The 24,732-nt window shown below is 70.7% G+C and carries 21 protein-coding genes and 1 pseudogene; 11 read left to right on the forward strand and 11 right to left on the reverse strand.

Annotation, left to right across the window (positions count from 1 at the left end):
* Nucleotides 1-25 precede the first annotated feature (25 nt).
* From KGS77_RS18845 to KGS77_RS18860, 4 genes are all read right to left on the reverse strand, one after another.
* Nucleotides 26-790 carry a DUF2306 domain-containing protein gene (locus KGS77_RS18845; RefSeq protein WP_242583440.1) on the reverse strand — a complete coding sequence of 255 codons (765 nt, stop codon included), beginning with the start codon at nt 788-790 and terminating at the stop codon, nt 26-28.
* Nucleotides 791-906: 116 nt separating this feature from the next.
* The gene (locus KGS77_RS18850; RefSeq protein WP_242587554.1) at nt 907-1,491 is read right to left on the reverse strand and encodes a dihydrofolate reductase family protein; all 585 of its coding nucleotides are present in this window, start codon (nt 1,489-1,491) and stop codon (nt 907-909) included.
* Nucleotides 1,492-1,681: 190 nt separating this feature from the next.
* Nucleotides 1,682-2,527: an SDR family oxidoreductase gene (locus KGS77_RS18855; RefSeq protein ID WP_242583442.1), complete on the reverse strand. Its 846-nt coding sequence runs from the start codon at nt 2,525-2,527 to the stop codon at nt 1,682-1,684.
* 62 nt (nt 2,528-2,589) lie between these two features.
* Nucleotides 2,590-2,925 (reverse strand): YnfA family protein, encoded by a 336-nt coding sequence (locus KGS77_RS18860; protein WP_242583444.1) that lies wholly within the window; start codon nt 2,923-2,925, stop codon nt 2,590-2,592.
* 389 nt (nt 2,926-3,314) lie between these two features.
* Here KGS77_RS18860 and KGS77_RS18865 point away from each other — a divergent pair, with 389 nt between their 5' ends.
* A complete protein-coding gene (locus tag KGS77_RS18865; RefSeq protein WP_242583447.1) occupies nt 3,315-4,973 on the forward strand; it encodes a fibronectin type III domain-containing protein in 1,659 nt (552 codons plus the stop codon).
* A 163-nt stretch (nt 4,974-5,136) separates the two neighbouring features.
* On the opposite strand, the pseudogene KGS77_RS18870 reads toward KGS77_RS18865, so the two are convergent.
* Nucleotides 5,137-6,873, reverse strand: a pseudogene (locus KGS77_RS18870) (FAD-dependent monooxygenase).
* Between the two features lie 80 nt (nt 6,874-6,953).
* Here KGS77_RS18870 and KGS77_RS18875 point away from each other — a divergent pair.
* The 3 genes from KGS77_RS18875 (at nt 6,954) to KGS77_RS18885 (ending at nt 9,047) form a co-directional block, all read left to right on the forward strand.
* A complete protein-coding gene (locus KGS77_RS18875) occupies nt 6,954-7,553 on the forward strand; it encodes a TetR family transcriptional regulator (protein ID WP_242583449.1) in 600 nt (199 codons plus the stop codon).
* A gap of 112 nt (nt 7,554-7,665) precedes the next feature.
* A complete protein-coding gene (locus KGS77_RS18880) occupies nt 7,666-8,181 on the forward strand; it encodes a cupin domain-containing protein (RefSeq protein ID WP_242583451.1) in 516 nt (171 codons plus the stop codon).
* A complete protein-coding gene (locus tag KGS77_RS18885) occupies nt 8,178-9,047 on the forward strand; it encodes an SDR family oxidoreductase (protein ID WP_242583453.1) in 870 nt (289 codons plus the stop codon). The genes KGS77_RS18880 and KGS77_RS18885 overlap by 4 nt, the downstream gene beginning before the upstream one ends.
* A gap of 145 nt (nt 9,048-9,192) precedes the next feature.
* Here the strand turns inward: KGS77_RS18885 and KGS77_RS18890 are convergent, their stop codons facing one another.
* Entirely contained in the window at nt 9,193-9,756 is a 564-nt protein-coding gene (locus KGS77_RS18890) for a hypothetical protein (RefSeq protein ID WP_242587555.1), read from the reverse strand.
* 500 nt (nt 9,757-10,256) lie between these two features.
* Between KGS77_RS18890 and hemL the strand changes: the two genes are divergently transcribed.
* The 7 genes from hemL to ccsB all read left to right on the forward strand — a co-directional run bounded on the left by hemL (nt 10,257) and on the right by ccsB (nt 18,457).
* A complete protein-coding gene (gene hemL / locus KGS77_RS18895) occupies nt 10,257-11,564 on the forward strand; it encodes a glutamate-1-semialdehyde 2,1-aminomutase (protein WP_242583455.1) in 1,308 nt (435 codons plus the stop codon).
* A 283-nt stretch (nt 11,565-11,847) separates the two neighbouring features.
* Nucleotides 11,848-12,528: a histidine phosphatase family protein gene (locus KGS77_RS18900; RefSeq protein ID WP_242583458.1), complete on the forward strand. Its 681-nt coding sequence runs from the start codon at nt 11,848-11,850 to the stop codon at nt 12,526-12,528.
* Nucleotides 12,529-12,764: 236 nt separating this feature from the next.
* Nucleotides 12,765-13,991 carry a hypothetical protein gene (locus KGS77_RS18905; RefSeq protein ID WP_242583460.1) on the forward strand — a complete coding sequence of 409 codons (1,227 nt, stop codon included), beginning with the start codon at nt 12,765-12,767 and terminating at the stop codon, nt 13,989-13,991.
* A gap of 155 nt (nt 13,992-14,146) precedes the next feature.
* The gene (locus KGS77_RS18910) at nt 14,147-14,761 is read left to right on the forward strand and encodes a TlpA disulfide reductase family protein (RefSeq protein ID WP_242583462.1); all 615 of its coding nucleotides are present in this window, start codon (nt 14,147-14,149) and stop codon (nt 14,759-14,761) included.
* Between the two features lie 4 nt (nt 14,762-14,765).
* A complete protein-coding gene (locus KGS77_RS18915; protein WP_242583464.1) occupies nt 14,766-15,551 on the forward strand; it encodes a cytochrome c biogenesis protein CcdA in 786 nt (261 codons plus the stop codon).
* Between the two features lie 3 nt (nt 15,552-15,554).
* Nucleotides 15,555-17,378, forward strand: coding sequence for a cytochrome c biogenesis protein ResB (locus KGS77_RS18920; RefSeq protein ID WP_242583465.1), 1,824 nt, complete (start codon nt 15,555-15,557; stop codon nt 17,376-17,378).
* Nucleotides 17,375-18,457 (forward strand): c-type cytochrome biogenesis protein CcsB, encoded by a 1,083-nt coding sequence (gene ccsB / locus KGS77_RS18925; protein ID WP_242583475.1) that lies wholly within the window; start codon nt 17,375-17,377, stop codon nt 18,455-18,457. Before KGS77_RS18920 ends, ccsB begins: the two co-directional genes overlap by 4 nt.
* A 72-nt stretch (nt 18,458-18,529) precedes the next feature.
* On the opposite strand, the gene KGS77_RS18930 is transcribed toward ccsB, so the two are convergent.
* The 5 genes from KGS77_RS18930 to KGS77_RS18950 all read right to left on the reverse strand — a co-directional run bounded on the left by KGS77_RS18930 (nt 18,530) and on the right by KGS77_RS18950 (nt 24,676).
* Entirely contained in the window at nt 18,530-19,957 is a 1,428-nt protein-coding gene (locus KGS77_RS18930) for an alkaline phosphatase family protein (protein ID WP_242583477.1), read from the reverse strand.
* 274 nt (nt 19,958-20,231) lie between these two features.
* Entirely contained in the window at nt 20,232-20,894 is a 663-nt protein-coding gene (locus KGS77_RS18935) for a DUF4291 domain-containing protein (RefSeq protein WP_242583479.1), read from the reverse strand.
* A 118-nt stretch (nt 20,895-21,012) separates the two neighbouring features.
* Nucleotides 21,013-22,809 (reverse strand): FAD-dependent oxidoreductase, encoded by a 1,797-nt coding sequence (locus KGS77_RS18940; RefSeq protein WP_242583481.1) that lies wholly within the window; start codon nt 22,807-22,809, stop codon nt 21,013-21,015.
* 438 nt (nt 22,810-23,247) lie between these two features.
* Nucleotides 23,248-23,535, reverse strand: coding sequence for a hypothetical protein (locus KGS77_RS18945; RefSeq protein WP_242583483.1), 288 nt, complete (start codon nt 23,533-23,535; stop codon nt 23,248-23,250).
* On the reverse strand, nt 23,528-24,676 hold the full coding sequence (locus KGS77_RS18950; protein WP_242583485.1) for an HEXXH motif-containing putative peptide modification protein: 1,149 nt from the start codon (nt 24,674-24,676) through the stop codon (nt 23,528-23,530). The genes KGS77_RS18945 and KGS77_RS18950 overlap by 8 nt, the downstream gene beginning before the upstream one ends.
* Between the last annotated feature and the right edge of the window lie 56 nt (nt 24,677-24,732).

Genomic DNA, 24,732 nt, shown 5'->3' on the forward strand with positions numbered 1-24,732 from the left:
AGGGAGGGGGCGAGGCCGGCGGGGGTTATGGCGTCTGAGGGGAGGGGCGTGGGCGCTTCGCGGGGCGGCGTTGGATGCAGGCTTCGGCGATCACGAGGTTGACGATGATGGGAAGCCAGGCGCCGGCGCTCGCCACGTCGTGGGCGGCGGCGAGCGGGTCGCCGGCGTAGGACACCCGGTCGTCCATCCGGGCCGCCACGAGGTGCTCGATGACGGGCTGGAGGACGCGTGAGCTGATCGCCACCAGCGTGACGGCGAAGTTCCGGATCATCCATGTCCGGTGCGCGGCGTAACGGCGCTGCCGTGCGGCGCGGTAGCCGGCGACGCCGGTGACGGCCCACAGGACGTCCAGGGTGCCGAGGGCGAGCTGATTGCTCACTCCGGTCGGAGCGAGCAGGGCGACCGGGACGCCGATGAGGGCCGAGGGGAAGACACCGGCGAAGAAGTACGCACGGCCGGTCCAGCGGTGTACGGCGGGGTGGCGGCGGCGCAGCCACGGCCAGAACTGGGCGCAGCCGGCCGCCGCCGCCAGCGACGCGGTGAAGATATGGGCGAGCAGAAGCGTGTAGTGCAGGTCGCTGCGGGGCGGGACGCGGCTGGTCCGCATGTCGGGCGGGATGTAGGCGCGCAGGGCCAGGGCCGTGACGAGAAGGGTGACGGCGGCGATGGCGAGCAGCCGCCACGAGGTCCGGCGGCGGCGCTTGCGTGCCGGGAACGGAGGGTCTGGTGTGGTGGAAGCGGCAGGAGAGGCGGTCTTGTTGACGTGGCCGTGGTCGTCGGTGTGGGACATGGCCCCACTGTCGTCGGACGAGCACGCGGGCACACGGGGCCGGAACACCCGGTCGGGGGTGGTGCCGGCCACCCTGGCGTCTGTCCCCAAGTACCCTGCCGGGGCGTGGACTTGGGTCAGTGGCGGCGGCTGTACGTCCGGACGAGTACGCCGTTGCTGAAGGAGCGGACCGACTCCAGCGCATAGTCGGTGACCGCGAAGTCCGAGCCGAACATCGGCATGCCCGAGCCGTACACCTGCGGATAGGTCTTGATCACCAGCTCGTCGACCTCGTCGCGGAGCTGCCCCGCGAGCTGCGCGCCCCCGCAGAGCCAGATCCCCAGCCCGCCGTCCTCCGCCTTGAGTTCGCGGACCTTCGCGACGAGATCGCCGCTGATCAGCTCGACGTTCGGGTCGGGGGACTCGGTGAGCGACCGGGAGGCGACGTACTCCCGCATGTGCCCGTACGGGCTGGTGACGCCGATGTCCAGCCCCAACTGGTAGCTGCCCCGTCCCTGGATCACCGTGTCGAACCGCCGGTTCGCCAGGCCCTCGAAGCCCAGCGCCGCCCGGCCCTGGGCCGCGACGGTCTCCGGGTACTCCGCCCTCATGTAGTCCAGGTATTCCTCGTCCAGGAAGGAGAACATCGAGGAAGCGTCGCCGCTCGGGTCGCCGATGAAGCCGTCGATCGAGCAGGCGATGAAGTAGGTGAGCTTGCGCAAAGTCGATCCTCGGTTTCCGTAGGCGATGCGGATGGCCGCGCGCCACTGGGGCTTGCGCAACCACTCCGAACATAGTGCTTCATGCGTAGTGGTTGCGCAAGCCCTTGGACGGGCTCCGGAGGCCGGCTCGGGAGAACCCCGGAAGAACCTCGCAAGAATCTCGGGAGGGCCGAGTTCGCCGGGACGGGGATCAAAGGTCCCGGTGGACCTTGGTGTTGGATGCCTGGGCGCGCGGCCGTACGACCAGCAGGTCGATGTTGACGTGCGGGGGCCGGGTGACGGCCCAGCCGATCGTGTCGGCGACGTCCTCGGCGGTGAGCGGTTCGGCCACGCCCTCGTACACCTTGGCGGCCTTGGCCGTGTCGCCACGGAAGCGGGTGGTGGCGAACTCGTCCGTCTTGACCATGCCCGGGGCGATCTCGATGACGCGTACGGGCTGCCCGCACAGCTCCAGGCGGAGCGTCTGGGCGATGACGTGCGCGCCGTGCTTGGCGGCGACATAGCCACCGCCGCCCTCGTACGTGCCCAGGCCCGCGGTGGAGGACAGGACCAGGACCGTGCCGTCCCCGGAGGCGGTCAGGGCCGGGAGCAGGGCCTGCGTCATGTTGAGCGTGCCCAGCACGTTGACCTCGTACATCGCGCGCCAGTCGGCGGGGTCGCCGGTGGCGACCGGGTCGGCGCCCAGCGCGCCGCCGGCGTTGTTCACGAGCACCTTCACCGCGCCGCCGGTGCCCTCGGCCCCCTCAGCCCCTTCGGCCCCCTCAGACCTCTCGGCCCCCTCGGTTCCGAGGGAGGCGGCGAAGGCGTCCACGGCGGCGCGGTCGGTGACGTCGAGCGCGTAGGCCCGGGCGCCGGGCAGTTCGGCGGCCAGGGCCTCGATACGGTCCTTGCGGCGAGCGGTGAGGACGACCCGGTAACCGGCTGCCGACAGCCGCCGCGCGGTCGCGGCACCGATGCCGCTGCTCGCGCCGGTGACCACCGCGACCGGCGCGTCCGGGGACAGGGGCTGGGGGAGAACGGCGTCGGACTCGGACATGGCAGCACAACTCCTTGAGCGTGGCGGTCTGACGTACGAGGAACAACGTACTGAACGTGGTGTCAGCGGCCCCGAGGGGCGTACATGATCAATGCCATGCCGGCGAGACAGACCAGGGCGCCGGCGACGTCCCAGCGGTCGGGCCGGTAGCCGTCGGCGACCATGCCCCAGGCCAGCGACCCGGCGACGAAGACACCGCCGTACGCCGCCAGGATCCGCCCGAAGTCCGCGTCCGGCTGGAGGGTGGCGACGAAGCCGTACGCGCCCAGGGCGAGCACCCCCGCGCCGATCCAGCCCCAGCCCCGGTGCTCGCGTACGCCCTGCCAGACGAGCCAGGCGCCGCCGATCTCGAAGAGCGCGGCGAGGACGAAGAGGGTGACGGAGCGGATGATCGACACGGCCCCAGGCTATGTGCATCCCAAGAACGCACGCCGCAAGAACGCACGCCCCGACAAGGCACATCATGCGAACGCGCAATCCGACCACACACCACACGACCCCACACCACACGACCGCGCATCACGCGTCCCGTCCGTGAGGTGATTTCCCTCGTCGCCGGGAATCCACCACCCGTACCGCCAGGACGCGATTCACCGTTCGCACCACCCGGAACGGAAATGCCGAACAGCCTTGTGCTGCATGAAGGCTGAACCACTGGCTCAAAAAGGTACGGCGTCGCACCGGCCCCGTACGGCCCCCTTGTCAGGCTACTTAGGGTTGCCTAGATTCCCCTCCGACCGGGGGAGAACCGGCCCTAATCGAGCCGACACCAATTCAAGGGGCGCACATGGCGATTCAGGACCAGCGTGTGTACGCCGTGGCGGAATGGCAGCAGCAAGGGCAGTGGTATTCCGTCGTACGGGTCACGGTCAGCAATTACGGGCAGGAGCCGGTGGTCGACCCGGAGATTTCCTTCCGGGTGGACGCGGACCAGACCACCACGAACAACTACGGTCTGGTGTGGACGCGCGACGGCGACCTCATCACCGGCCGTTTCGTCCCCGAGAAGCGGACGGTCCCGGCGGGCGGCTCGCAGAGCTTCACCCTGGGCATCAGCCGCTCCGCGCCCGGCTCGGGGCCGCTGCCGCGCGACTTCAAGGTCGACGGCGCCGACGCCGTGCCGCCGGAGGACAAGGAACCGCCGAGCGTGCCGACGAACCTGCGCGCCGAGGTCGTCGGCGCGACCCAGGCCACGGTGGCCTGGGATCCGTCCAGCGACAACGTTGCCGTGGCCGGCTACGACGTGCACCGTTCCGGTGACGTGCCGGTGGTACGGGTGACCGGCCCCTCGGTGCAACTGCGGATGCTCACGCCCAGCACCGACTACCGCGTACAGGTGGAGGCGGTGGATCTCGCCGGGAACCGCTCGGGCCTGTCCCAGCAACTCGACCTCACCACGACGGACCGGATTCCCGACGCCGGGCCGTGGGACGTCCCGCGTGCCCCGTACGTCGATTACATGGCCTGGCCCAACCCGCAGATCAGCCAGTACGCCGAGCAGTCCGGAATGGACGGCTTCATGCTCGGGTTCCTGGTCGCCAGCCCGTCGCGGAAACTGGCCTGGGGCGGTATCGCGGGCGAGGAATGGCAGGCCGACAAGAGCTCCCACGGAAAGACCGATATCGCGGCGTTCCGGGCCGCCGGCGGAAAGGTGGTGTTCTCCTTCGGCGGCGCTTCCGGTGAGCCGATCGAGGCCGTCGAGGAGAGCGTCCAGAAGATCATCGCCGAATACGAAGGGGTCATCGCCAACTACCAGTTGACGCACCTCGATTTCGACTTCGAGGGCGCGTTCGTGTCGAACCGTGAAGCCCATCTGCGGCACACGGCGGCAATAGCGCACATTCTCACCAGCCACCCCAGGCTCAAGGTCTCCTACACGCTCCCGGCCGACGCCCAGCTCACCGAGGGCTCGGCGGGCTTCAGCCCGCACGGCCTCCAGCTCCTCCAGACCATCGCCGAGGCGGGCATCGAACCCGGCCTGATCAACGGCATGCTGATGGAGTTCGGCCAGGGCGCCCCGCCGGACGCGGGCGAGTGCACGATCATCGGCCTCAAGGCGATGCACGCGCAGGTCTCCACGCTGTGGCCGAACTGGTCCTCCGAGAAGGTCTGGCAGCGCCTGGGCGCCTGTCCGATGTTCGGGTACCACATCAACGGCAGGTGCTTCACGCTGGAGGACATGCGGGAGCTGGTCGAGTTCGCCCACGAGCACAAGCTGGGCGCGCTCACCGGCTGGGACGCCACCCGCGACCACAACCAGAACAACCCCGACGTGGTGCCGCGCTGCGAGATCGGCTCGGGCTGCAAGGACCTGTACCGCTGCACCTGCGTCGACCAGCACCCGTTCGACTTCTGCAAGATCATCTCGCTCTACAAGAACGGGGCCGGCACGCGGAGCGGCGGGAGCGGCGGCGGAAGCGTCGGCGGCAGCCTCGGCGGCCGGTAACCCTTCCGTTCCCCGCCCGCCGCCGGACCGTCCGACGCGCCCGGACCGGGGACGCCGGGTGCGCCGGACGGACCGCGAGCCCGTTCCCCGTTCATGGCCGGGGGACGGGCTCGCCTCGCGCTGTTCGACCGGTAGCGAGGCAGCGGGCCCGTACCCGTCCGCTTCAGCCGACGCCCGCCTCGGACCCGGCGCCGCCCGTCCAGTGGACGAGTGCCGTGCGCAGCGCGTCGGCGCGCGCGGCCGGGTCGGTCTCGTCCGTCGCCCACGCGATGTAACCGTCCGGCCGTACGAGGAGTGCGGTACGCCGACTGCTCGCCCAGGAGGCCCGTACGACCCGGCCGCCGCGGTGCTGCTGTCCGCGCCCGGCCCGTCGTCGGCGGTCCCCCGCCCCTCGGTCGCCCCGTCGTCGGCGGTCCCCTGCCCCCGGCCGTCCCGTCGTCGGCGGGCGTGATCAGGACGAACGCGCCGTCGCGCAGCGCCTCGTACAGCCGGGTCCCGTCGGCCAGCCGTACGTCCGGGGCGCGCTTCCCCGCCAGCGGGTGGGCGCCGCGCCCGGCTTCGTACGCGATGCCGACGCCGGAGACCGACAGCGCCGCACGCCGCGCCAGCGGGCCCAGCCGGCCAACCAGGGGAGCCACCAAGGCGCGGGTGGCCCGCATCGTCCAGGAGCGCGTGATCCCCAGCCGGACGAGGGCGCCGCTGCTGCGCAGCACCATGCGGCCCACCGGGTGACGCTCCGTGTGATACGTGTCCAGCAGGCTGTCGGGCGCCCGGCCGCCCAGTACGGCGGCGAGCTTCCAGCTCAGGTTGGCGGCGTCCTGGAGGCCGGTGTTCATGCCCTGGCCGCCGGCCGGGGAGTGGACGTGCGCGGCATCCCCGGCCAGGAAGGCCCGTCCGACGCGGTACCGCGGGACCTGGCGCTCGTCGCTGTGGAAGCGCGAGGTCCAGCGGGCGTCGTGCATGCCGTAGTCGGTGCCCAGGGCGCGCCGGGTGAACTCCCGTACCTCTTCGAGGTCTACGGGCGTGTCCTCCGCGATCCTGCGGCGCCGGTCCAGGCCGATGACGCGGTACCAGCCGTCGCCGAAGGAGCCGATGAGCGCGAAGGCGTCCCGGGTGGCGTTGGCCGTCAGCGGCGACTCCGGCTCCTGGGCGAGCCGTACGTCGGCCAGGACGACGGAGCGGATGACGGGCCGGCCGGGGAAGGGCAGGCCGAGGGACTTGCGGACGGTGCTGTGGACGCCGTCGGTGCCTACGAGATAGGCCGCGCGGTAGGTGTGACTCGTACGGACATCGGTGTCCCCGTCGGTTCCGCCGGTCTCACTGGCCCCGCCGGCCTCGCTGTTCCCACCGGCTCCCGCATCGCCCTGTCCGTTCCCTCCGGTGTCCCGTCCGGTGTGCCGTACGTGGACCTCGATGCCGTGCGCGTCCTGTTCCAGTCCGGTCACCTCGCTGCCGTAACGGAAGACGACACCGGCCTTCCGCGCCCGCCGCTCCAGCAGGCGTTCGACCTCGTACTGCGGGATGACCAGGACGAACGGGAAGCGGCTCGGCAGCCGGGAGGGGTCCAGCCGGGCGCCGTTGAAGAGCTGGAGGCCGGTGATCGGGTTGCCGGCCGCGACCAGCTCGTCGGCCAGGTCGCGCGCGTCGAACTGTTCGAGGGTGCGGGCGTGGACGACCAGGGCGCGGGTGAGGTTGCTGATTCCGGGGGCGCGGCGCTCCAGCAGGGTCACGCGGAGGCCGGCGGTGGCCAGGTCCCCGGCGAGCAGCAGGCCGGTGGGGCCCGCACCCACGACGATCACGTCGCTGTCGGCGTCGGTGTTCTCCCGGATGGTGGGGGTGGTGGGGATGGTGCTGGGCTCGCGGTGCATGTCCGCCTCCTGTGCCAACACTTGTAGGTCAACAATCGTTGGTCAACGCTTGTTGGCAACGGTAGGACCGTCATGCTGGCGTGTCAACACGTGTTGGCCTACAGTCGTTGGCATGGTCGACACCTCCCCCTCCGGCCCCACGGCCCCCGTACCCGGCCGGCCGCGCCGTTCCGACGCGACCCGGGCGGCGATCCTGACCGCCGCCCGCGACCGCTTCGCCGCCGACGGCTACGAGCGCGCCACGATCCGTGCCATCGCCAAGGACGCGGGCATCGACCCGTCCATGGTCATGCGCTACTACGGCAACAAGGAGGGCCTGTTCGCGGCGGCCACGGAGATCGACATCCAGGTGCCGGACCTGACCGGCGTTCCGCGCGAGGAGGTCGGCGCCCGCCTCGTACGCCACTTCCTGGAACGCTGGGAGATCGATGAGCGGCTGACGGGGATGATGCGCGTCGGCGTCACCAACGAGGCGGGCGCGGACCGTATGCGGTCGGTCTTCGCGGAGCAGCTCCGGCCGGTCCTCGCCACCGTCTGCCCCGTGCCGCAGGAGGTGGACACCCGTGCGGCGCTCGTCGCCTCCCAGGTCCTGGGCATGGCGCTGTGCCGGTACGTGCTGCGGCTGCCGCCCGCCGCGGAACTCACCCGCGAGGAGGTCATCGCCTGGCTCGCCCCCACGGTCCAGCGCTATCTGACGGCGGAACAGCCCTGAGATAACAGCCCTGAGAACGTCCCGACAGCGGTACGTTCGATGTGTCCGGAGGCAAATGAAGGCGGGTGCGGACAGAAGGAACGGAAGCAGCGGAAGCAACGGAAGGACGGGCATGCGCGACGACACTTCCCGGTACGACGGCACTTCCCCCGATCCCGAGGCGCTGGCCGCCTTCTACGGCCTGGAGCCGCTGCCCGCGGAAGGCGGCCGTTTCCGCAGTACGTGGACGGGCCCGCAGCGCCCCGACGGCCGCCCCGAAGGAACCGCGATCATCGTCCTGCTGACCGACGCGCCGGACGACTTCTCCGCCCTGCATCGGCTGCCCACCGACGAGGTCTGGCACCACTACCTCGGCGATCCGCTCACCCTGCTCCTCCTGGCCGAGGACGGCACCTCCCGTACGGTCGTCCTGGGGCCGGACGTCCTGGGCGGCCAGCACGTCCAGTTCACGGTGCCCGCGGGCACCTGGATGGGCGCGGAGGTGGCCCCCGGCGGCGCGTGGACGCTCTTCGGTACGACCATGGCGCCCGGATTCACCTTCGACGGATACGAACACGGGGACGCCGCCGCGCTGACGGCGCGCTACCCCCAGGAGGCAGCGCGCATCGCCGCGCTGACCCGCCCATGACCCCCGCGTCCCCGGATCCCGTCTCCCCGGGCCCCGTCTCCCCGGACCCCGCTTCCCCGGACCCAGTCTCCTCGGACCCCGCTCCCGAGCCGGGGCCACCCTCCCTTCCCTCCCTTGCGGGGCAGGTCGCCCTGGTCACCGGCGCGGGCGGCACCATCGGCCGGGGGATCGCGCTGCGCTTCGCCGCCGCGGGCGCCGCCGTCGTGGCCCATTACCGTACGAACGCCACCGCCGCCCGCGAACTCGTCGCGCACATCGAGAAGCGGGGCGGCAGCGCACTCGCCCTGGCGGCCGACCTGTCCGACGAGGAGGAGTGCCACCACCTGGTGCGGGCGGCGGCAGACTGGCGCGGCCGGCTGACGGCACTGGTGAACAACGCGGGCGTCCAGCCGACACAGGACCTGGCGTCCATGAGCGCGGCGGACTGGCGCGCGGTCGCGGACGTCAACGTGCTGAGCACCTTCGCCTGCACCCAGGCCGCCGCAGCCGTGATGCGTACGGGCGGTGGCGGCGGCACGATCACCCATATCGCCTCGATCGAGGCCGACCGGCCCGCCGCCGCGCACGCCCACTACTGCGCGTCCAAAGCGGCCGTCGTGATGCACGCCCGCTCGGCGGCCCTGGAGTACGGCCCGTACGGCATCCGGGTCAACGCGGTCTCACCCGGTCTGATCGCCCGCGACGGCCTGGAGGAGGACTGGCCCGACGGCGTACGTCGCTGGACGCGCGCGGCACCCACCGGCCGGCTGGGCCGACCCGAGGAGATCGGTGACGCCTGCGTCTTCCTCGCCTCGTCCATGGCCACCTGGATCACCGGTCACAACCTCACCGTGGACGGCGGCATCTCCGCCCGCCCTACGTGGTGACGCGCCGCTGATCGGCCACGTACCGGGTCCCGGCCGGCCCTGACGCGGTCGGCCCGATCAGCACGGCGGCCCGATCAGCACGGCGGCACGGCCGGCCCGATCAGAGCAGCCGGCACGGTCGGCGCGGCCGGTGTGATCGGCGCGCTCAGGGCCACACCAGGCAGTACGCCTGGTGGCCGGCCTCGTGCAGGCGGTGGGAGAAGTCCTGCCACTCGTGCAGGAGCTGGTAGACGGTGTAGGCGTCCCGGGGGCCGCCGCGGTCGGGGACGGTGGACCAGATGAAGGCGGCGGCGCCGACCGACTCCTCGCCGACGTCGCGCAGCGGGTCGACGACCGTCATGGGGAGCTTGACGACGGCGTAGTCGGGGTGGAGGACGACCAGTTCGAGCGGGGGCACCTTATGGAGGGGTATGCCTTCTATGCCGGTGAGGACCATCGCGGCCATCGTCTCCGGCTTGATCTTCGTGAACATGCCGCCCATGCCCAGCTCGTCGCCGCCCAGCTCCTCGGGGCGCATCGAGATCGGGACACGGGCCGCCGTCGCACCGTTCGGCGCGCCGAAGTATTTGTATGTCACCCCCATACGGCCGCCCCTGTGCTCCCCGCCTCTGATCTTGTCGCGGGCCTCGTCGCGACGGTGACGGCCCCGCTGGGCGCGCTCGGGACCCCGGTCATCGGTCCCCTCGCCCACTTCGCCACCGCGATGCATATCTCCACCCGACCACTCGCAGCCCCAGCCGCGCAACCCGATCATCGTCTCAGAGACTCCCCCGTCACCGGCGCGCGAAACGCCCGGCCGCGCGCCCTCGTGCGCCTCTGAGACCATTGCTTGCGTGGCATACCCGTACGATGTCCCAGTTTCGCAGACGGATGAGGGCACTGGCCCGGTCCGGAGCGAGGGGAATCAAGAGGAGTCGGGAAAACCCGCGAGAAGCAGCAACAAGCAGCAACAAGCAGCAACAAGCAGCGACAAACAGAAGAAGCCGTAAGAACGTAAGAAGCTGCCGGCGGAACGGTCGCCGGAAGCCGCGAGGAACCGCGAGGTGCCGTCAGGCGCCAGGAGGACAGAGCCGGGAGGAGGGAACCGGGAGGAGAGAGCGGCCCTGAAAGGGGCCGGCCGGGGGCCCGGCAGGAGGGCCCCGCGCCGTTGTCAGCCACGGAGCGGACGCACCGCCGCCCGTTTCCACGTTTCCGCAGGTCAGGATCGTCGTGTCTTTTCCGTATGAAGCCCCAGTTTCGCAGGCGCTCTTCGACCGGGCGTCCGTGGTGACGCCCGGTGGCGTGAACTCTCCCGTACGCGCGTTCCGTGCCGTGGGCGGTACGCCCCGGTTCATGGTCTCCGGCAGCGGCCCGTACCTCACCGACGCCGACGGCCGTGAGTACGTCGACCTCGTGTGCTCGTGGGGGCCGATGATCCTGGGTCACTCGCACCCGGCGGTCATCGAGGCCGTGCAGGCGGCGGTCGCCCGCGGCACCTCCTTCGGCACGCCCGGTGAGGGCGAGGTGGCGCTCGCCGAGGAGATCGTGGCGCGCGTGGAGCCGGTCGAGCAGGTGCGGCTGGTCTCCTCCGGCACCGAGGCCACCATGTCGGCCATCCGCCTCGCCCGCGGCTTCACCGGCCGCTCCAAGGTCGTGAAGTTCGCCGGCTGCTACCACGGCCACGTCGACGCCCTGCTGGCCGCGGCCGGCTCGGGCGTGGCGACCTTCGGGCTGCCGGACACCCCCGGCGTGACCGGCGCGCAGGCCGGCGACACCATCGTCCTCCCGTACAACGACATCGAGGCCGTACGGGCCGCCTTCGCCGCGAACCCCGGCCAGATCGCCTGTGTCATCACCGAGGCGTCGCCGGGGAACATGGGCGTGGTGCCGCCGCTGCCGGGCTTCAACCAGGGGCTGAAGGAGGTGTGCGCGCAAAACGGCGCGCTCTACATCTCCGACGAGGTCATGACCGGCTTCCGGGTCAGCAAGGCCGGCTGGTACGGGCTCGACGGCGTACGCCCGGACCTGATGACGTTCGGGAAGGTGATGGGCGGCGGCTTCCCGGCCGCGGCCTTCGGCGGGCGCGCCGACGTCATGGCGCACCTCGCCCCGGCCGGCCCGGTCTATCAGGCGGGCACCCTCTCGGGGAACCCGGTCGCCACCGCCGCCGGCCTCGCGCAACTGCGCCTGCTGGACGACGCCGCGTACGAGAAGGTCGACGCGGTCTCCGCCGAGGTGTCCGCGCTGGTCACCGACGCGCTGACCAAGGCGGGCGTGGCGCACCGGCTCCAGGTCGCGGGCAACATGTTCTCGGTCTTCTTCACGGACCGGGAGGTGACCGACTACGACACGGCCAAGGCCCAGGAGGCGTACCGGTTCACCGCCTTCTTCCACTCGATGCTCGCGCAGGGGGTCTACCTCCCGCCGTCCGCCTTCGAGTCGTGGTTCGTCTCCACCGCCCATGACGCGCGGGCGCTGGAGCGGATCGCCGCGGCGCTGCCGGCCGCGGCCGAGGCCGCCGCGCAGGCGTCGGAGTGAGCGCGCGGGCATCGGGGTGAGTACGGCGCGTACGACGGCCCGGCGCGTACGACGGGTTCGGCGCCCGGTGCGGGCGGCCGGGTCCGTCGTACGCGATCGGCGGCACGGAGCGGGGCCGCTGTGCTCTGCGGGGCGTGCGGTACTTGCGGGATGTGCGGGCCTTTCGGGGCGTACAGGGCCTGCGGGGCGTATAGGACCTGCGAGGCGTACAGGGCCTGCGGGGCGTATGAGCAGAGGGGGCCGGGTGAGTCGAGTGGGTCGGGTGGCATGAATGATGGGTGACATGAGCAGCGAAGACTTCACCGTCGTACACCTGATGCGGCACGGCGAGGTGCACAACCCCGACGGCGTGCTGTACGGCCGCCGCCCCGGCTACCACCTCTCCGACCTGGGCCGGAAGATGGCCGACCGGGTCGCCGAGCACCTCGCCGGGCGGGACATCACCCATGTCGTGGCCTCTCCGCTGGAGCGCGCCCAGGAAACGGCGACGCCCATCGCCACGTCCCACGGGCTCACACTGGCCACCGACGATCGGCTGATCGAGGCGGCGAACGTCTTCGAGGGCAAGACCTTCGGGGTCGGTGACGGCGCGCTGAAGAAGCCGGCCAACTGGAAGTACCTGACCAACCCCTTCCAGCCGTCCTGGGGCGAGCCGTACATCGAGCAGGTCGTACGGATGATGGCGGCCCTCGGCGCGGCGCGCGACGCGGCTCGCGGGCACGAGGCGGTGGCGGTCAGCCACCAGCTCCCGATCTGGATCGTCCGCAGCTTCGCCGAGCGGCGCCGGCTGTGGCACGACCCGCGCAAGCGGCAGTGCACCCTCGCCTCGCTGACTTCCTTCACCTTCCACGGCGACAAGATCATCTCGGTGGGTTACAGCGAGCCCGCGCGGGACCTGGTGCCGGCGCATCTGCTGGCGGGCGCCAAGCCGGCGAAGGGCAAGGCCAAGGCGTACGGGGCCTGACAACCGCGTACGAAGTCCGTAACGCGCAGCATCACTCACTCACGACTTCATGGCCGATGTCTGCCGTACGGTGGAACCCGAAGCCATTCCTGAGGCGTCTGTGCTTCGTGTGACGTCAATGAAAAGTAAAATAAGAAACTTGTGCGATTAATCCGGAACCTCCGTCTTCGAGCTGCCCTCTTACCTGTTGTCCGTTTATATGGACTTTGGGTTAAGCGAGCACGGATGGGGACGGTATGCGCGCGATCAGTCGGCGGAACCTGCTGGGCATGGGAGTTGGTGCAGCCGCGGCGCTGGGCGTCGCGAGCTGCTCCTCCGGTTCCGGTTCCGGCCCCGACAAGGCCAAGGGCAAGGACACCGTCCAGGCGAAGGCCAAGCCGATCGGTGACGGCTCGACCGCGGACTACGGCCCGCAGCCGCACCAGCCGAAGAAGCCGGAACCGCTGGAGCCGGGGCAGGCCCCGCCGCAGTTCGTGATCTTCTCGTGGGACGGCGCGGGCGAGGTCGGCAACGGGCTCTTCCCCCGCTTCCGCAAGCTCGCCCAGGACCACGGCGCGGCGATGACCTTCTTCCTCTCCGGCCTGTACTGCCTGCCGGAGTCCAAGAAGCACCTGTACCGCCCGCCGAACAACAAGGTCGGCGCCTCCGCCATCGGCTACCTCGGCGACGACCACATCAAGGCCACCCTGAAGAACGTGCGCGAGGCGTGGCTGGAGGGCCACGAGATCGGCACCCACTTCAACGGCCACTTCTGCGGCACCGGGCCCACCTCGGTCAAGCACTGGACCCCCGCCCAGTGGCGTTCCGAGATCGACCAGGCCATGGACTTCGTCACGAAGTGGCGTACGAACACCGGCTTCACCGATGTCGAGCCGCTGCCGTTCGACTACCGCAAGGAGCTGGTGGGGGCCCGTACGCCGTGCCTCCTGGGCCAGGACAACCTGCTGCCGACCGCGAAGAAACTGGGCTGGCGGTACGACGCCAGCTCGCCGGGCGGTCGCCAGATGTGGCCGAAGAAGAAGATGGGCATCTGGGACTTCCCGCTCCAGGCGATGCCCTTCCCCGGACACAAGTTCGAAGTCCTTTCCATGGACTACAACATCCTGGCCAACCAGTCGAAGAACACCACCAAGGGCCCGCCGGCCAACTACCCCGGCTGGCGCAAGCAGGCCACCGAGTCCTACATCGCCGGCTTCAAGCGGGCGTACGAGACCAACCGGGCCCCCTTCTTCATCGGCAACCACTTCGAGGAGTGGAACGGCGGCATCTACATGGACGCCGTGGCGGAAGCGCTCAAGCACATCGCCGACGAGAAGTACAAGAAGGACGTGCGGCTGGTGTCCTTCCGGCAGTTCGCGGACTGGCTGGACGTGCAGGACCCGAAGGTGCTGGCCAAGTTCCAGAGCCTGGGCGTGGGCCAGAAGCCCGCGGGCGGCTGGAAGGCCCTGACCTCGGGCGCCTGACCTCCGGCGCCTGATCGCAGGCGTACGGCCTCCGGGCTCAGGCGTACGGTCTCCGGAGGCCGGCCCCGGCGCGTCATCCGGCCTCCGGTGTTCGGACCCCGGCGCGCCAAGGGGGGTGCGGAAGATCCACAAAAGGCCCATGCGAAACTTTTCACATGAGTGCCTGCCGCGCCCCCCGCCGCCTCCCCGGCCGCCGCCGCACGACCCTGCTCGCCGTAGGGGCCGCGCTCACCGCGCTGAGCCTGAGCGCCTGCGGCAACGGCACCTCCGGCGGCTCCACGCAGACCAAGTTCGTCCAGGGCGAGAACGGCATCGCCACGGTCGCCGAGGCCGACCGCAAGCCGGCTCCGGACATCTCCGGCGAAACCACCCGCGGCAAGCAGCTCAAACTCGCCGACTACAAGGGCAAGGTCGTCATCCTCAACGTCTGGGGATCGTGGTGCGGGCCCTGCATCGCCGAAGCCGGCAACTTCACCAAGGTCGCCAAGGAGACCGCGTCCAAGGGCGTCCAGTTCGTCGGGATCAACACCCGCGACAGCGAGAAGTCGCAGGCCACCAACTTCGAGGACGAGCACGGCGTGCCGTACCCGAGCCTGTTCGACCCGACCGGCAAGCTGATGCTCCGCTTCCCCAAGGGCAGCCTCAACCCCCAGTCCATCCCCTCCACCATCGCCGTCGACCGCCAGGGCAGGATCGCCGCGCGCTCGATCGGTCCGCTCACCGAGGACCAGTTGCGCAAGATGGTCACCCCGCTGATGGCCGAGAAGTGATCCCGTGATCACCCTCGCCGCACCGCCGCCCGCCGTCCTGCCGCTCGCCGCCCCGGCCGGCTCGCTCATCTCGGGCTCGCTGCTGGTTGCCGTACCCGTGGCCCTCTTCGCCGGGCTGGTCTCCTTCTTCTCGCCCTGCGTCCTGCCGCTGGTCCCCGGCTACATGTCCTACGTCACCGGCGTGACGGGTACGGACCTGGCGGAGGCCAAGCGCGGCCGGATGCTGGCGGGCGCCTCGCTGTTCGTGCTGGGGTTCACGGCGGTGTTCGTCTCCAGCGGCGCGCTCTTCGGTTACATCGGAAACGATCTCCTGGAGTACCAGGAGGTCATCTCCAAGGTGCTGGGCGGCCTGATGATCCTGCTCGGCCTGGCCTTCGCGGGGGTGCTGCGCAACTTCGGTCAGCGCGAGCTGCGGTTCCACAAGAAACCGGCAATGGGCCTGGTGGGCGCGCCGGTGATCGGTGTGCTCTTCGGCGTCGGCTGGACGCCGTGCATGGGTCCCACCCTCGCCGCCGTCAATTCCATGGCGGCGTTCGAGGCCAGCGCGGGCCGCGGCGCGCTGCTGACCGCCTTCTACTGCCTGGGCCTGGGCCTGCCCTTCATCATCGCCGCGATCGCGTTCCGCAAGGCCCTGGGCGCTTTCGGCTGGGTCAAGCGCCACTATGTGTGGGTGATGCGGATCGGCGGCGGCATGATGGTCACGCTCGGCGTCCTGCTCCTCACCGGCGTGTGGACCGACATGATGTCCGGCCTGCGGAACTGGGCCAGCAGCTTCTACATCGGGATCTGATTGATGTCCAAGACCGACGCCCACCGCGACACCGACCCCGCCGCCGGCCCGGCCGGTGAGCCGGACCGCACCGCGCAGCGGGCGGGCGAAGAAGGGCTGACCACCGCGCCCAAGGAGGAGATCTCCCTCCCGGCGCTCGGGCCGGTCGGCTGGGCCCGGTGGTTCTGGCGTCAGCTCACCTCGATGCGGGTCGCGCTGATCCTGCTGTTCCTGCTCTCGATCGGCGCGATCCCCGGCTCGCTGGTCCCGCAGGTCTCCATCGACCCGGTCAAGGTGGACGAGTTCAAGGCCGCCCACTCCACGCTCGGCCCGCTCTACGACAAGCTCGGACTCTTCCACGTCTACAGCTCGGTGTGGTTCTCGGCGATCTACATCCTGCTGTTCATCTCGCTCATCGGCTGCATCGTCCCGCGCACCTGGCAGTTCGTCGGGCAGCTCCGCGGCCGTCCGCCGGCCGCCCCGCGCCGGCTGAACCGTATGCCCGCGTACGCGACCTGGCGTACGGACGCCGAGCCCGAGCAGGTGGTGGAGGCCGCGCGGCGGGTGCTCAAGCAGCGCCGTTTCCGTACGCAGCTCACCGGCACCGCCGTCGCCTCCGAGAAGGGGTATCTGCGCGAGGCCGGCAACCTGCTCTTCCACATCGCGCTGATCGTGATGTTGGTCGCCTTCGCCTCCGGCAGCCTGTGGAAGTCCGAGGGCGGCAAGCTGATCACCGAGGGCGACGGCTTCTCCAACAGCCTCACCCAGTACGACGACTACAAGTCCGGTGCCCTGTTCGACACCGATGACCTGGCGCCCTTCAGCTTCACGCTGGACCGGTTCACCGGCACGTACGAGCGTTCCGGCCCCCAGAAGGGCACCCCGCGCACGTACCGCGCCGATGTCACGTACCGGGAAGGCGCGCAGGGCGCGGACCGCAAGGCCGCGATCGAGGTGAACAAGCCGCTGGAGGTCATGGGCACCAAGGTCTACCTCGACCAGCACGGCTACTCGCCGATCATCAAGGTCAAGGACGGGCGCGGCAAGGTCGTCTACGACGGCGCGGTGCCCTTCCTGCCCACGGGGCCCAACGTCTCCTCCTCCGGCGTCGTCAAGGTGCCGGGGGCCAAGGACAAGAACGGCAGGCGCAACCAGCTCGGCATCCAGGGCTTCTTCGTGCCGACCTACGCCGGCAAGGGCAAGGGCACGATGTTCTCCCAGTTCCCGGCGGCGGACTTCCCGGTGCTGAACGTGACGGCCTACCACGGCGACCTGAACCTGGGCTCGGGGCTGCCGCAGAACGTCTACCAGCTCGACACCAAGCGTCTTGAGCAGTACAAGGACCCCAAGCAGAAGGACCAGCCGCTCAAGAAGAGCCTGCTGCGCGGCGAGTCCCTGCAACTGCCCAACGGTGACGGCAGCATCGAGTTCAGCGGCCTGAAGGAGTGGGCCAGCTTCAAGATCTCCCACCAGCCGGGCAACGGCGCGGCGCTGGCCGGTGCCGTCGCGGCGCTGCTGGGACTGGCCGCCTCGCTGTTCATACAGCGGCGGCGGGTGTGGGTACGGGCCGAGAAGGGCGCCGACGGGGTGACCGTCGTCGAACTGGCCGGGCTCGGCCGCAGCGAGACCGCCCGGCTCCCGGAGGAGCTGGCCGCCCTCGCCGGCGCCCTGTCCGACGCCGCCCCCGTCACCACCGAAGAGGCCGCCCACCCCGCGTCGTCGGCATCTTCTTCGCCCGACGACTCCAACGACCCCGACGCCTCCGCGGAGCCTGCCGACCCTGCCGACCCCGCTGATCCCACCGGCCCTGCCGGTTCTGCCGACCCGTCCGAAGGAGCGCACGCGTGAACATCGCTGCCGAAGCCAACGAGAAACTGGCCAGTATCAGCAATCTGCTGATCTATTCGGCGATGGCGGTCTACACCCTCGCCTTCCTCGCGCACCTGGCGGAATGGGCGTTCGGCAGCCGCAGCAAGGTGGGCCGCACCGCTGCGGCGCTGACCGCCAAGGCGCCCGCCGCCGTCACGGTCACCGCCACCAAGAAGGGCGGCGGCACCGCCGTGCTGGAGCGCCCCCAGGTCGTCACCCGGGTCACCAACGGCGGCCGGGACGTCCCGGACGGGCCGGGCGCGGCGGGCGGTACGGAGAAGGGCGACCTCTACGGCCGTATCGCCATCTCGCTGACCGTGCTGGCCTGGGCGCTGCACGTCGGCGCGGTGGTCGCGCGGGCGCTGTCCGTACAGCGGGCCCCCTGGGGCAACATGTACGAGTTCTCCACCACCTTCGGGGCCGTCGCCGTCACGGCGTACCTGGTCCTGCTCGTACTGCGCAAGAACATCCGCTGGATCGGCCTCCTCCTGGTCACCACGGTTCTGCTCGACCTGGGTGTGGCCGTCACCTGGCTCTACACCGCCAGCTCCCAGCTCGTCCCGGCCCTCCAGTCGTACTGGCTGTGGATCCACGTGAGCTGCGCGATCATCTCCGGCGCGGTGCTCTACCTCGGTGCGGTCGCCACCCTGCTCTACCTCTTCCGGGACCGGTACGAGTCCAAGCTCGCCGACCCCGCCGGCAAGCAGCCCGGCGCCTTCGCCACCTCCGTCCTGGAGCGGCTGCCCGCGGCGGCCAGCCTGGACAAGTTCGCGTACCGGATCAACGCCACCGTCTTCCCGCTGTGGACCTTCACGATCATCGCGGGCGCCATCTGGGCCGGCGAGGCGTGGGGGCGCTACTGGGGCTGGGACTCCAAGGAGGTCTGGTCCTTCGTCACCTGGGTCGCCTACGCCGCCTACCTGCACGCCCGCGCCACCGCCGGCTGGAAGGGCCGCAAGGCCGCCTACCTGGGCCTGTTCGCCTTCCTCACGTACGTCTTCAACTACTACATCGTCAACTACTTCTTCTCCGGCCTGCACACCTACTCGGGCCTGTAGGCCGCCCGGCGGGCCACAGCGGGCCCACGGCCGCTGCGGGCCCACGACGGGGCGCCCGGCGCGACACGCCGCTCAGCGGCGCGGGCGACTGCCGGGTTCCTGGCGCGGTGGCCGCTGGGCCGCGCCCGGCAGCGTCGGCCGGGGCAGGTGCTCGACCTCCCACTCGGCCTCCTCCAACTGCTCCTCGGTGTCCTCGGGCAGCCGCGGCGGCCGGGAGGCCGGGCTGCCGAAGCCGAAGGCGGAGGTCAGATCGCCGAACGTGGCGCGCCGCCAGGCGCTGATGTTGGGCTCGGCGATCCCCGTCCAGCGCTCCAGGAACCGCAGGACGGAGGTGTGGTCGAAGGCGTCGCCGGCGCCCCAGCCGCCCACCGTCCAGGGCGAGACGATCAGGCACGGCACGCGGTAGCCGGCGCCGATCGGCAGGCCCCGTACGAACTCGTCCTTCGTCCCTGAGGGCGGCACCGGCGGCGGCACATGGTCGAACAGCCCGTCGTTCTCGTCGTAATTGAGGATGAAGGCGGTCTTGCGCCACACCTTCGGGTTGTCGGCGATGGCCTCGATCTTCTTCGCCACGTAGTCGGCGCCCGCGGCCGGGAGGTAGTCCGGGTGCTCCGACTGGTAGCTGGTGGGAATGATCCATGAGACGGCGGGGAGGCGGTCGGCCCGCGCGTCGTCCTCGAAGGTGCCCTCGGGCTGCGGGCGCACCCCGCGCTCGTACAGAGGGTCGCCGGGCTTGGCGTCCCGGAACCGCTGGAACTGTTCCAGCATGTTGCAGCCGTAGTCGTCGTCCTGCTGGTAGACCTTCCAACTGATGCCGGCGGCCTGGAGGCGCTCGGCGTACGTCGTCCAGCGGTACGGCGTGGGCGCGGTGTTGTTCAGCACCGGGCCGCCGCGGGTACCGCCGGGGTCGATCGTGCCGGTCATCCAGTACAGCCGGTTGGGCCAGGTCGGGCCGAAGACCGAGCAGAAGTAGTTGTCGCAGATGGTGAAGGCGTCGGCCAGGGCGTACTGGAAGGGGATGTCCTCCCGCGTGTGGTAGCCCATCACGTACGGCCCGTTGACCCCGTCGGCCTTGCGGTGGGCCGGCAGCCAGCGGTCCATTCTGCCGCCGTTCCACGCCTCGTGCTGGACGGACCAGGCGTGGCTGGTGGAGGGGATGGCCTGGGCGCTGGTCTTGTGCGTGTTCAGCCGGAAGGGCAGCAGATAGCCCCTGGGGTTCTCGGCGTCCGGCTGGTAGAAGACCGTGCGCCCGTTGGGAAGCTTGAGGGCGTCGGGGTCGGCGAAGCCGCGTACGCCGCGCAGAGTGCCGAAGTAGTGGTCGAAGGAACGATTCTCCTGCATCAGCATGACGACGTGCTTGATGTCCCGCAGCGATCCACCACGTACCGGGCCGGCGGCGACCGCCTTCTGGACGCTGGGCGGCAGCAACGACAGTGCCGCGCCGCCACCGACCGCGCCCGCCGCCGAGCCGATGAGTCTGCGCCGGGTCATGTCGGGCATGGGTGCCCCTCTCCCTGAGTCGGACGAGTCCTCGGTGAGCCGACCCGACTGTGGCGTCGGATGTGCTCCCTGGGCAGGAGGGGACACATGAAGGAAACGTCAATTGGCCGTGAACAGCCCCCAATTGACCGGCCGGACGGCCATGACGCGCACCCCACCCGCGCCGTTCGCCCGATCCCCCGTACGCCGCACGTCGCAGCCCTCCCGCCGACGCACTGATCGTTCCCGACGCCAAGCCCCTGTCGCGGTTGCGCCGGTGCGGTGCTCTCTCGCCTTATCGGGGGGACGGAGGGCTTTCGGGGGAGAGGTGTGGGGTTTTGGCGGGGGCGGGGTAGGGGCGTTCTGGGGGGAGGAGGTGGGAGGCCGCGGTGGTTTCGCCCTGCTGGATGAGGGTGTGGATTTCGTGGGCCAGAGGGGTGACGTCCTTGATGGAGCGGGTCCATTCGTCGGCGTAGCGGCGGGATGCCTCGCCGGTCAGGCCGAGTTGGAGGGAGCGGTGGGGGAGGGGACGCAGGTGGAGGTCGCGTTCGGGGTCCCACTGGAGGCGGGCGGGTGTGGCGCGCAGGTGGCGCTTCCAGTCGGCTTTGTCGGCGTACACGTCGGAGTCGTAGTGGGAGAGGCAGGCGTTCGACAGGGCCCAGTCGAAGCCGTGCCGGTCGATCTCGATGGCCAGAACGCATTCCTGGTCGGGCTTGGTGCCCCAGCCGCAGCGGTACATCATCCACAGGAATGACGGTTTTATCCATGTCATGCGGTCCCTCTTCCACGCGGCGGGGAAGCGTCCGTCGCGGGCCGCGGGGAGGCCGAGGGAGGGGGAGTACGCCTGGTAGACGGTGACCGTGGTGTCCGTGTACGAGGCCCGGATGCGGCGGCGGGGTTCGGGCGGGGGCGGGGAGTCGGGGGCCGGGTCCGGGTGGGTGGCGTACGGGGTGTTCATGGGGCACAAGGGTGGGGGAGAGCGGGGGGTATGGCCACTGATTTGTGGTGGGGGGTGGGGTGGGGTGGTTCAGCGTGGGGTGGTTCAGCGTGAGGCGGTTCAACGGGGGGCTGCGAGGTCAGCGGTGGAGGAGGGTGCGGAGGGTGTGTTCCAGGACGGTGTCCGGGGGCGTACCGGGGTGGTCTTGCGGGGACTGGGAGCGCCAGGCGCAGTAGCCGTCCGGGCGGATCAGCAGGGCGCCGCGCGGGCCGAGGCCGTGCGGGGCGGCGAGGTCCATGTCGAGGTGGTAGACCTCGACGGGGACGGACAGGAGGCGGGCGGCGCGTTCGGCTGCCGCGGCCCATGGGTCGCCGTCCGGTCCTACGAGGAGGACCAGGTCCCGGCCGTAGAGGTCGAGGGTGGACAGGGGGGCCTCGTCGTTCTGGGAGACGAAGACGTGGGGGGCGCGGCTGCCGGGGACGCCGGTCAGTTCGGCGAGCCGGAGGGGCGGGGCCGTGCCGGCGTCGTCGTACGGGGCGCCGGGTACCGCGCGGGAGCGGTAGCGGGTGCCGTAGGTGACGGCGTAGAAGTCCAGCAGCTCCTCGTTCTCGTAGCCGGGGAAGCGCCAGCGGGTGCGCCCGCGCGCCACGGCCTGGCGCATGTTGCGGTCGGCGACCGGCCGCCGTTCGGTCTCGTAGGTGTCCAGCAGGCCGGGCCCGGCGTCGCCACGCAGTACGAGAGCGAGCTTCCACGCCAGGTTGTGCGCGTCCTCCACGCAGGTCAGCCCGCCGAGGCTGCCGGTCGGTGGCATCAGGTGGGCGGCGTCCCCGGCGAGGAACACCCGGCCCACGGCGTACCGTTCGGCCACCCGTGCGCCGACCGGGAAGGTGAAGACTTTGCGGCCGGAGCCGGGGATCTGGTCGATCAGTTCGACGTCGAGGGTGGGGAGTCCGGTGGCCGCTCGGACCCAGGAGACGGGGTCCTCCGGGCCGGGGGATGTGGCGTTCGTGCCGGTCCCTTCGACGCTGCCCTTGCCGTCGCCCTGGCCGCCGCCTCTGCCGTCTTCCTCCGGTGGCCGGGACGTGCCGAAGAACCAGTGCAGGCCGGTGCCGTCCAGCGGGCCGAGGGTGGTGCCGGGGCCCGGCTCGGTGAGGTAGGCCATGCCGACCGGCCGGCCGCGCAGTGCCTCGGAGAAGTCGGCGCGTACGTTCATGGTGGCCATGTGGAAGAGGGTGCCGGGGCCGGCCGAGCCGATGCCCAGGGACTTCCGTACGGTGCTGGACGCGCCGTCCGCGGCGATCAGGTAGCGGGCGCGTACAGTCTCCGGCGCACCGTCCGGGCCGCGCAGCCGTACGGTCACGCCGTCCGGGTCCTGTTCGAAGCCGGTCAGCCGGGTGCCGAAACGGATCTCCGCACCGGCCTTCGCGGCGTGTTCCAGGAGTACGGCCTCCAGGTCGTTCTGGGCGACGGGGGCGAAGGCGCAGGGGGAGACGAGGGCGGAGAGGTCTTCGTCGGGAGTGGGGGTGGGGGCGGGGGCTTGGGCGTGGTTGGCCAGGGCTTCACCGGCGCCGTCATCCGTGCTTGCACCTTCGGCCGTGCCTGCGTTTGCGCCGTTGTCGCGGGCTTCGGTGAGCAGTTCGTGCTCGTCGGAGAGGGTGCGCGCGGCGATGGAGACCAGGGCGTCCGCGTCGGGGCCCTCGGGGCAGACGGCCCGGATCGCCTGTTCGGCGCCGGCCTGCCGGAACAGTTCCATGGCGCGGGGCAGCATGCCGCGCAGCCGCGGGTGGGCCAGGACGTCCGGGCGGCGTTCGACGACCAGGGCGGGCACGCCGTGCATGCCGAGGAAGAGCGCGGCGGACAGTCCGGTGAGGGAGCCGCCCACCACCAGGACCGGCACCTCTCGTACGGGCGCTTCCGGCACCGGTACCTCTCGCATGGGTCACCTTCTGGATGTCGTACGCCGTACGTTGAACGCCGTAGGTTGAACGTCATGCGTCGTGGGGCGGGTGCATACGTCGTACGGGTGTGCCGGTCCGCCGCTGGGACGGGCCGGCACACCCGGTGGACTCCGCGCTCACGGCGCGGTCCCTGTGGCATCAGATGTCATCAGGGCTTGTGGACGAACCACGGGGGCCACAGGCGCTGGTCCCGAGAGGGGGCTGCGGCCTTCGGCGGAGTGACGTTCTGTGCGCGGGCCAGCCTCTTCTTGAGCTGCTCGGTCATGATTCACCTCCTTGGACGCGTACGGAGGAACCCTCCGGCCGGACGGCCGGGGGAGATCAGGGGATGCGGCGCGCGCGGGGGCACGGCCGCTTTGGCGCGCTTGCCGCGGTGCGGTCGTCGCGGGTGCGGTCGCCGCGGTGCGGCCGGCCGTTCAGGCGGCGCGCCGCGTGGTGAGGATGCCGCGTTCGACCAGGTCCGCCAGACAGGCGCGGGCCTGTTCCAGCGCCTCCTCGCGCGCCACCTGGCCGGCCACCGCGTCGGCGTACTCGCCCGCGATGTGGTCGGCGTCGGTGCCGTCGCTGAGTTCGTACAGGTACCAGCCGGCCAGGTTCAGCCAGTGCACCTTGGGGCGCTGCGGGGTGAAGACGATCAGGGAGCCGGCCGCCTCCACGGAACGGGTCCGCAGACCGGGGGCCTTGGAGTACAGGACGTCAGACACCGGCGGTCTCCTTCACCGTGTCGAGCAGCCAGGCGACGAATGCCCGGCCGTGGTCGGTGAGCGCGCCTTCGCCGCGGGCGAGGATCTCCTCGCCGAGGTACTGCGCGCGCTCGGGGCCGAAGCGGTAGAGCGACGGCTTGTCCAGGGCCTCCGGTTCACCGAACCGTTCGACGATCTCGGGGGTGAGCCGGGTGCGCAGGGCGCGCTCGAACAGGGCCATGTGGGCGTACACGTGGAAGGCGCCCAGGGCCCGGTCCAGCGGCCATTCGTTGGGCGCGACCATCGACGCCCATTTCAGCCACGGCACCTTGACCTTGGGGCCCTCCGCCAGCAGTTCGGGCGCGGTGAAGATGCTGGCCGAGCGCTGGATGTCGAAGAGTTTGAGGTGCAGTCCTTCGTGGAGCGCGGTCTCGGCGAACCGCCAGGGCTTTTCCATGCGGTTGCGGGAGAAGAAGACCACCGCGGGGATACGTCCGACGTTGCCCGCCAGATACGTTTCGCCTTCGGTCCGTACGTCCACGACGCCGACCCCGACGTAGTGGGCGCCGACGCTCGCGCTCATCTCGGGCAGCAGGGCGTCCAGGGCCGCGAATCCCTCGTCCAACTGCCGTACGTCCTGCGGCGTCGGCTCCAGCAGGTCGCCGGGTACGCCGCGCAGGAAGTCGCGGTCGAAGGCGTTCAGGAAGGTACGGGCCAGGGGCGCGGTGGTGCCCTGGCCGGAGCCGCACAGCCACGCCCGGCGGTCCGGGGCCACCGTCACCGCACGGCCGCCGGAGATCTCGGCGCCGGTGGGCGGTGCCGTGGCGCCGTGCGCGTCGAGGGCCCGGGTGACCAACTGGAGCATGGTGACGACCTCGCTCCACGCGCCGTCGTCGATGTCTCCCCGCTCCAGGCGCGAGACGGCCTCGTCCAGGGTGACCCGTACCAACGGGTCCTCGGTGACGGCCGTGGGGATCTCGCCGTCCTGGTCGCGGATGCCGGCCGCGAGCTTGTCCACCTCGGCCGACCGCTCGCGGAGCAGGTCGAGCGCAAAACGGTAGAACTCGTTGGCCTTCAGGGTGATGGTGGCCGCGTCGCTGAATTCGGGGTGCGAGGCAAGTGAATGCTCAACAGCTATAAGGTCATCATTAAAGGTCGACACGGAAACCCCTTATGTAAAGGCTCGGCCAGCGCTTTGATGTAACTCGTGTTGCGTAT

Source organism: Streptomyces sp. MST-110588, from assembly GCF_022695595.1.
GTDB lineage: Bacteria > Actinomycetota > Actinomycetes > Streptomycetales > Streptomycetaceae > Streptomyces.

Bases quoted from the DNA above. Each gene is read 5' to 3' on its own strand.
- KGS77_RS18920 (WP_242583465.1), top strand. From the start codon at position 15,555: ATGTCCAAGACCGACGCCCACCGCGACACCGACCCCGCCGCCGGCCCG.
- KGS77_RS18905 (WP_242583460.1), top strand. From the start codon at position 12,765: ATGCGCGCGATCAGTCGGCGGAACCTGCTGGGCATGGGAGTTGGTGCA.
- KGS77_RS18935 (WP_242583479.1), bottom strand. From the start codon at position 20,894: ATGAACACCCCGTACGCCACCCACCCGGACCCGGCCCCCGACTCCCCG.
- KGS77_RS18930 (WP_242583477.1), bottom strand. From the start codon at position 19,957: ATGCCCGACATGACCCGGCGCAGACTCATCGGCTCGGCGGCGGGCGCG.
- KGS77_RS18885 (WP_242583453.1), top strand. From the start codon at position 8,178: ATGACCCCCGCGTCCCCGGATCCCGTCTCCCCGGGCCCCGTCTCCCCG.
- KGS77_RS18890 (WP_242587555.1), bottom strand. From the start codon at position 9,756: ATGCATCGCGGTGGCGAAGTGGGCGAGGGGACCGATGACCGGGGTCCC.
- KGS77_RS18845 (WP_242583440.1), bottom strand. From the start codon at position 790: ATGTCCCACACCGACGACCACGGCCACGTCAACAAGACCGCCTCTCCT.
- KGS77_RS18880 (WP_242583451.1), top strand. From the start codon at position 7,666: ATGCGCGACGACACTTCCCGGTACGACGGCACTTCCCCCGATCCCGAG.
- KGS77_RS18875 (WP_242583449.1), top strand. From the start codon at position 6,954: ATGGTCGACACCTCCCCCTCCGGCCCCACGGCCCCCGTACCCGGCCGG.
- KGS77_RS18900 (WP_242583458.1), top strand. From the start codon at position 11,848: ATGAGCAGCGAAGACTTCACCGTCGTACACCTGATGCGGCACGGCGAG.
- KGS77_RS18910 (WP_242583462.1), top strand. From the start codon at position 14,147: ATGAGTGCCTGCCGCGCCCCCCGCCGCCTCCCCGGCCGCCGCCGCACG.
- KGS77_RS18940 (WP_242583481.1), bottom strand. From the start codon at position 22,809: ATGCGAGAGGTACCGGTGCCGGAAGCGCCCGTACGAGAGGTGCCGGTC.
- KGS77_RS18855 (WP_242583442.1), bottom strand. From the start codon at position 2,527: ATGTCCGAGTCCGACGCCGTTCTCCCCCAGCCCCTGTCCCCGGACGCG.
- KGS77_RS18865 (WP_242583447.1), top strand. From the start codon at position 3,315: ATGGCGATTCAGGACCAGCGTGTGTACGCCGTGGCGGAATGGCAGCAG.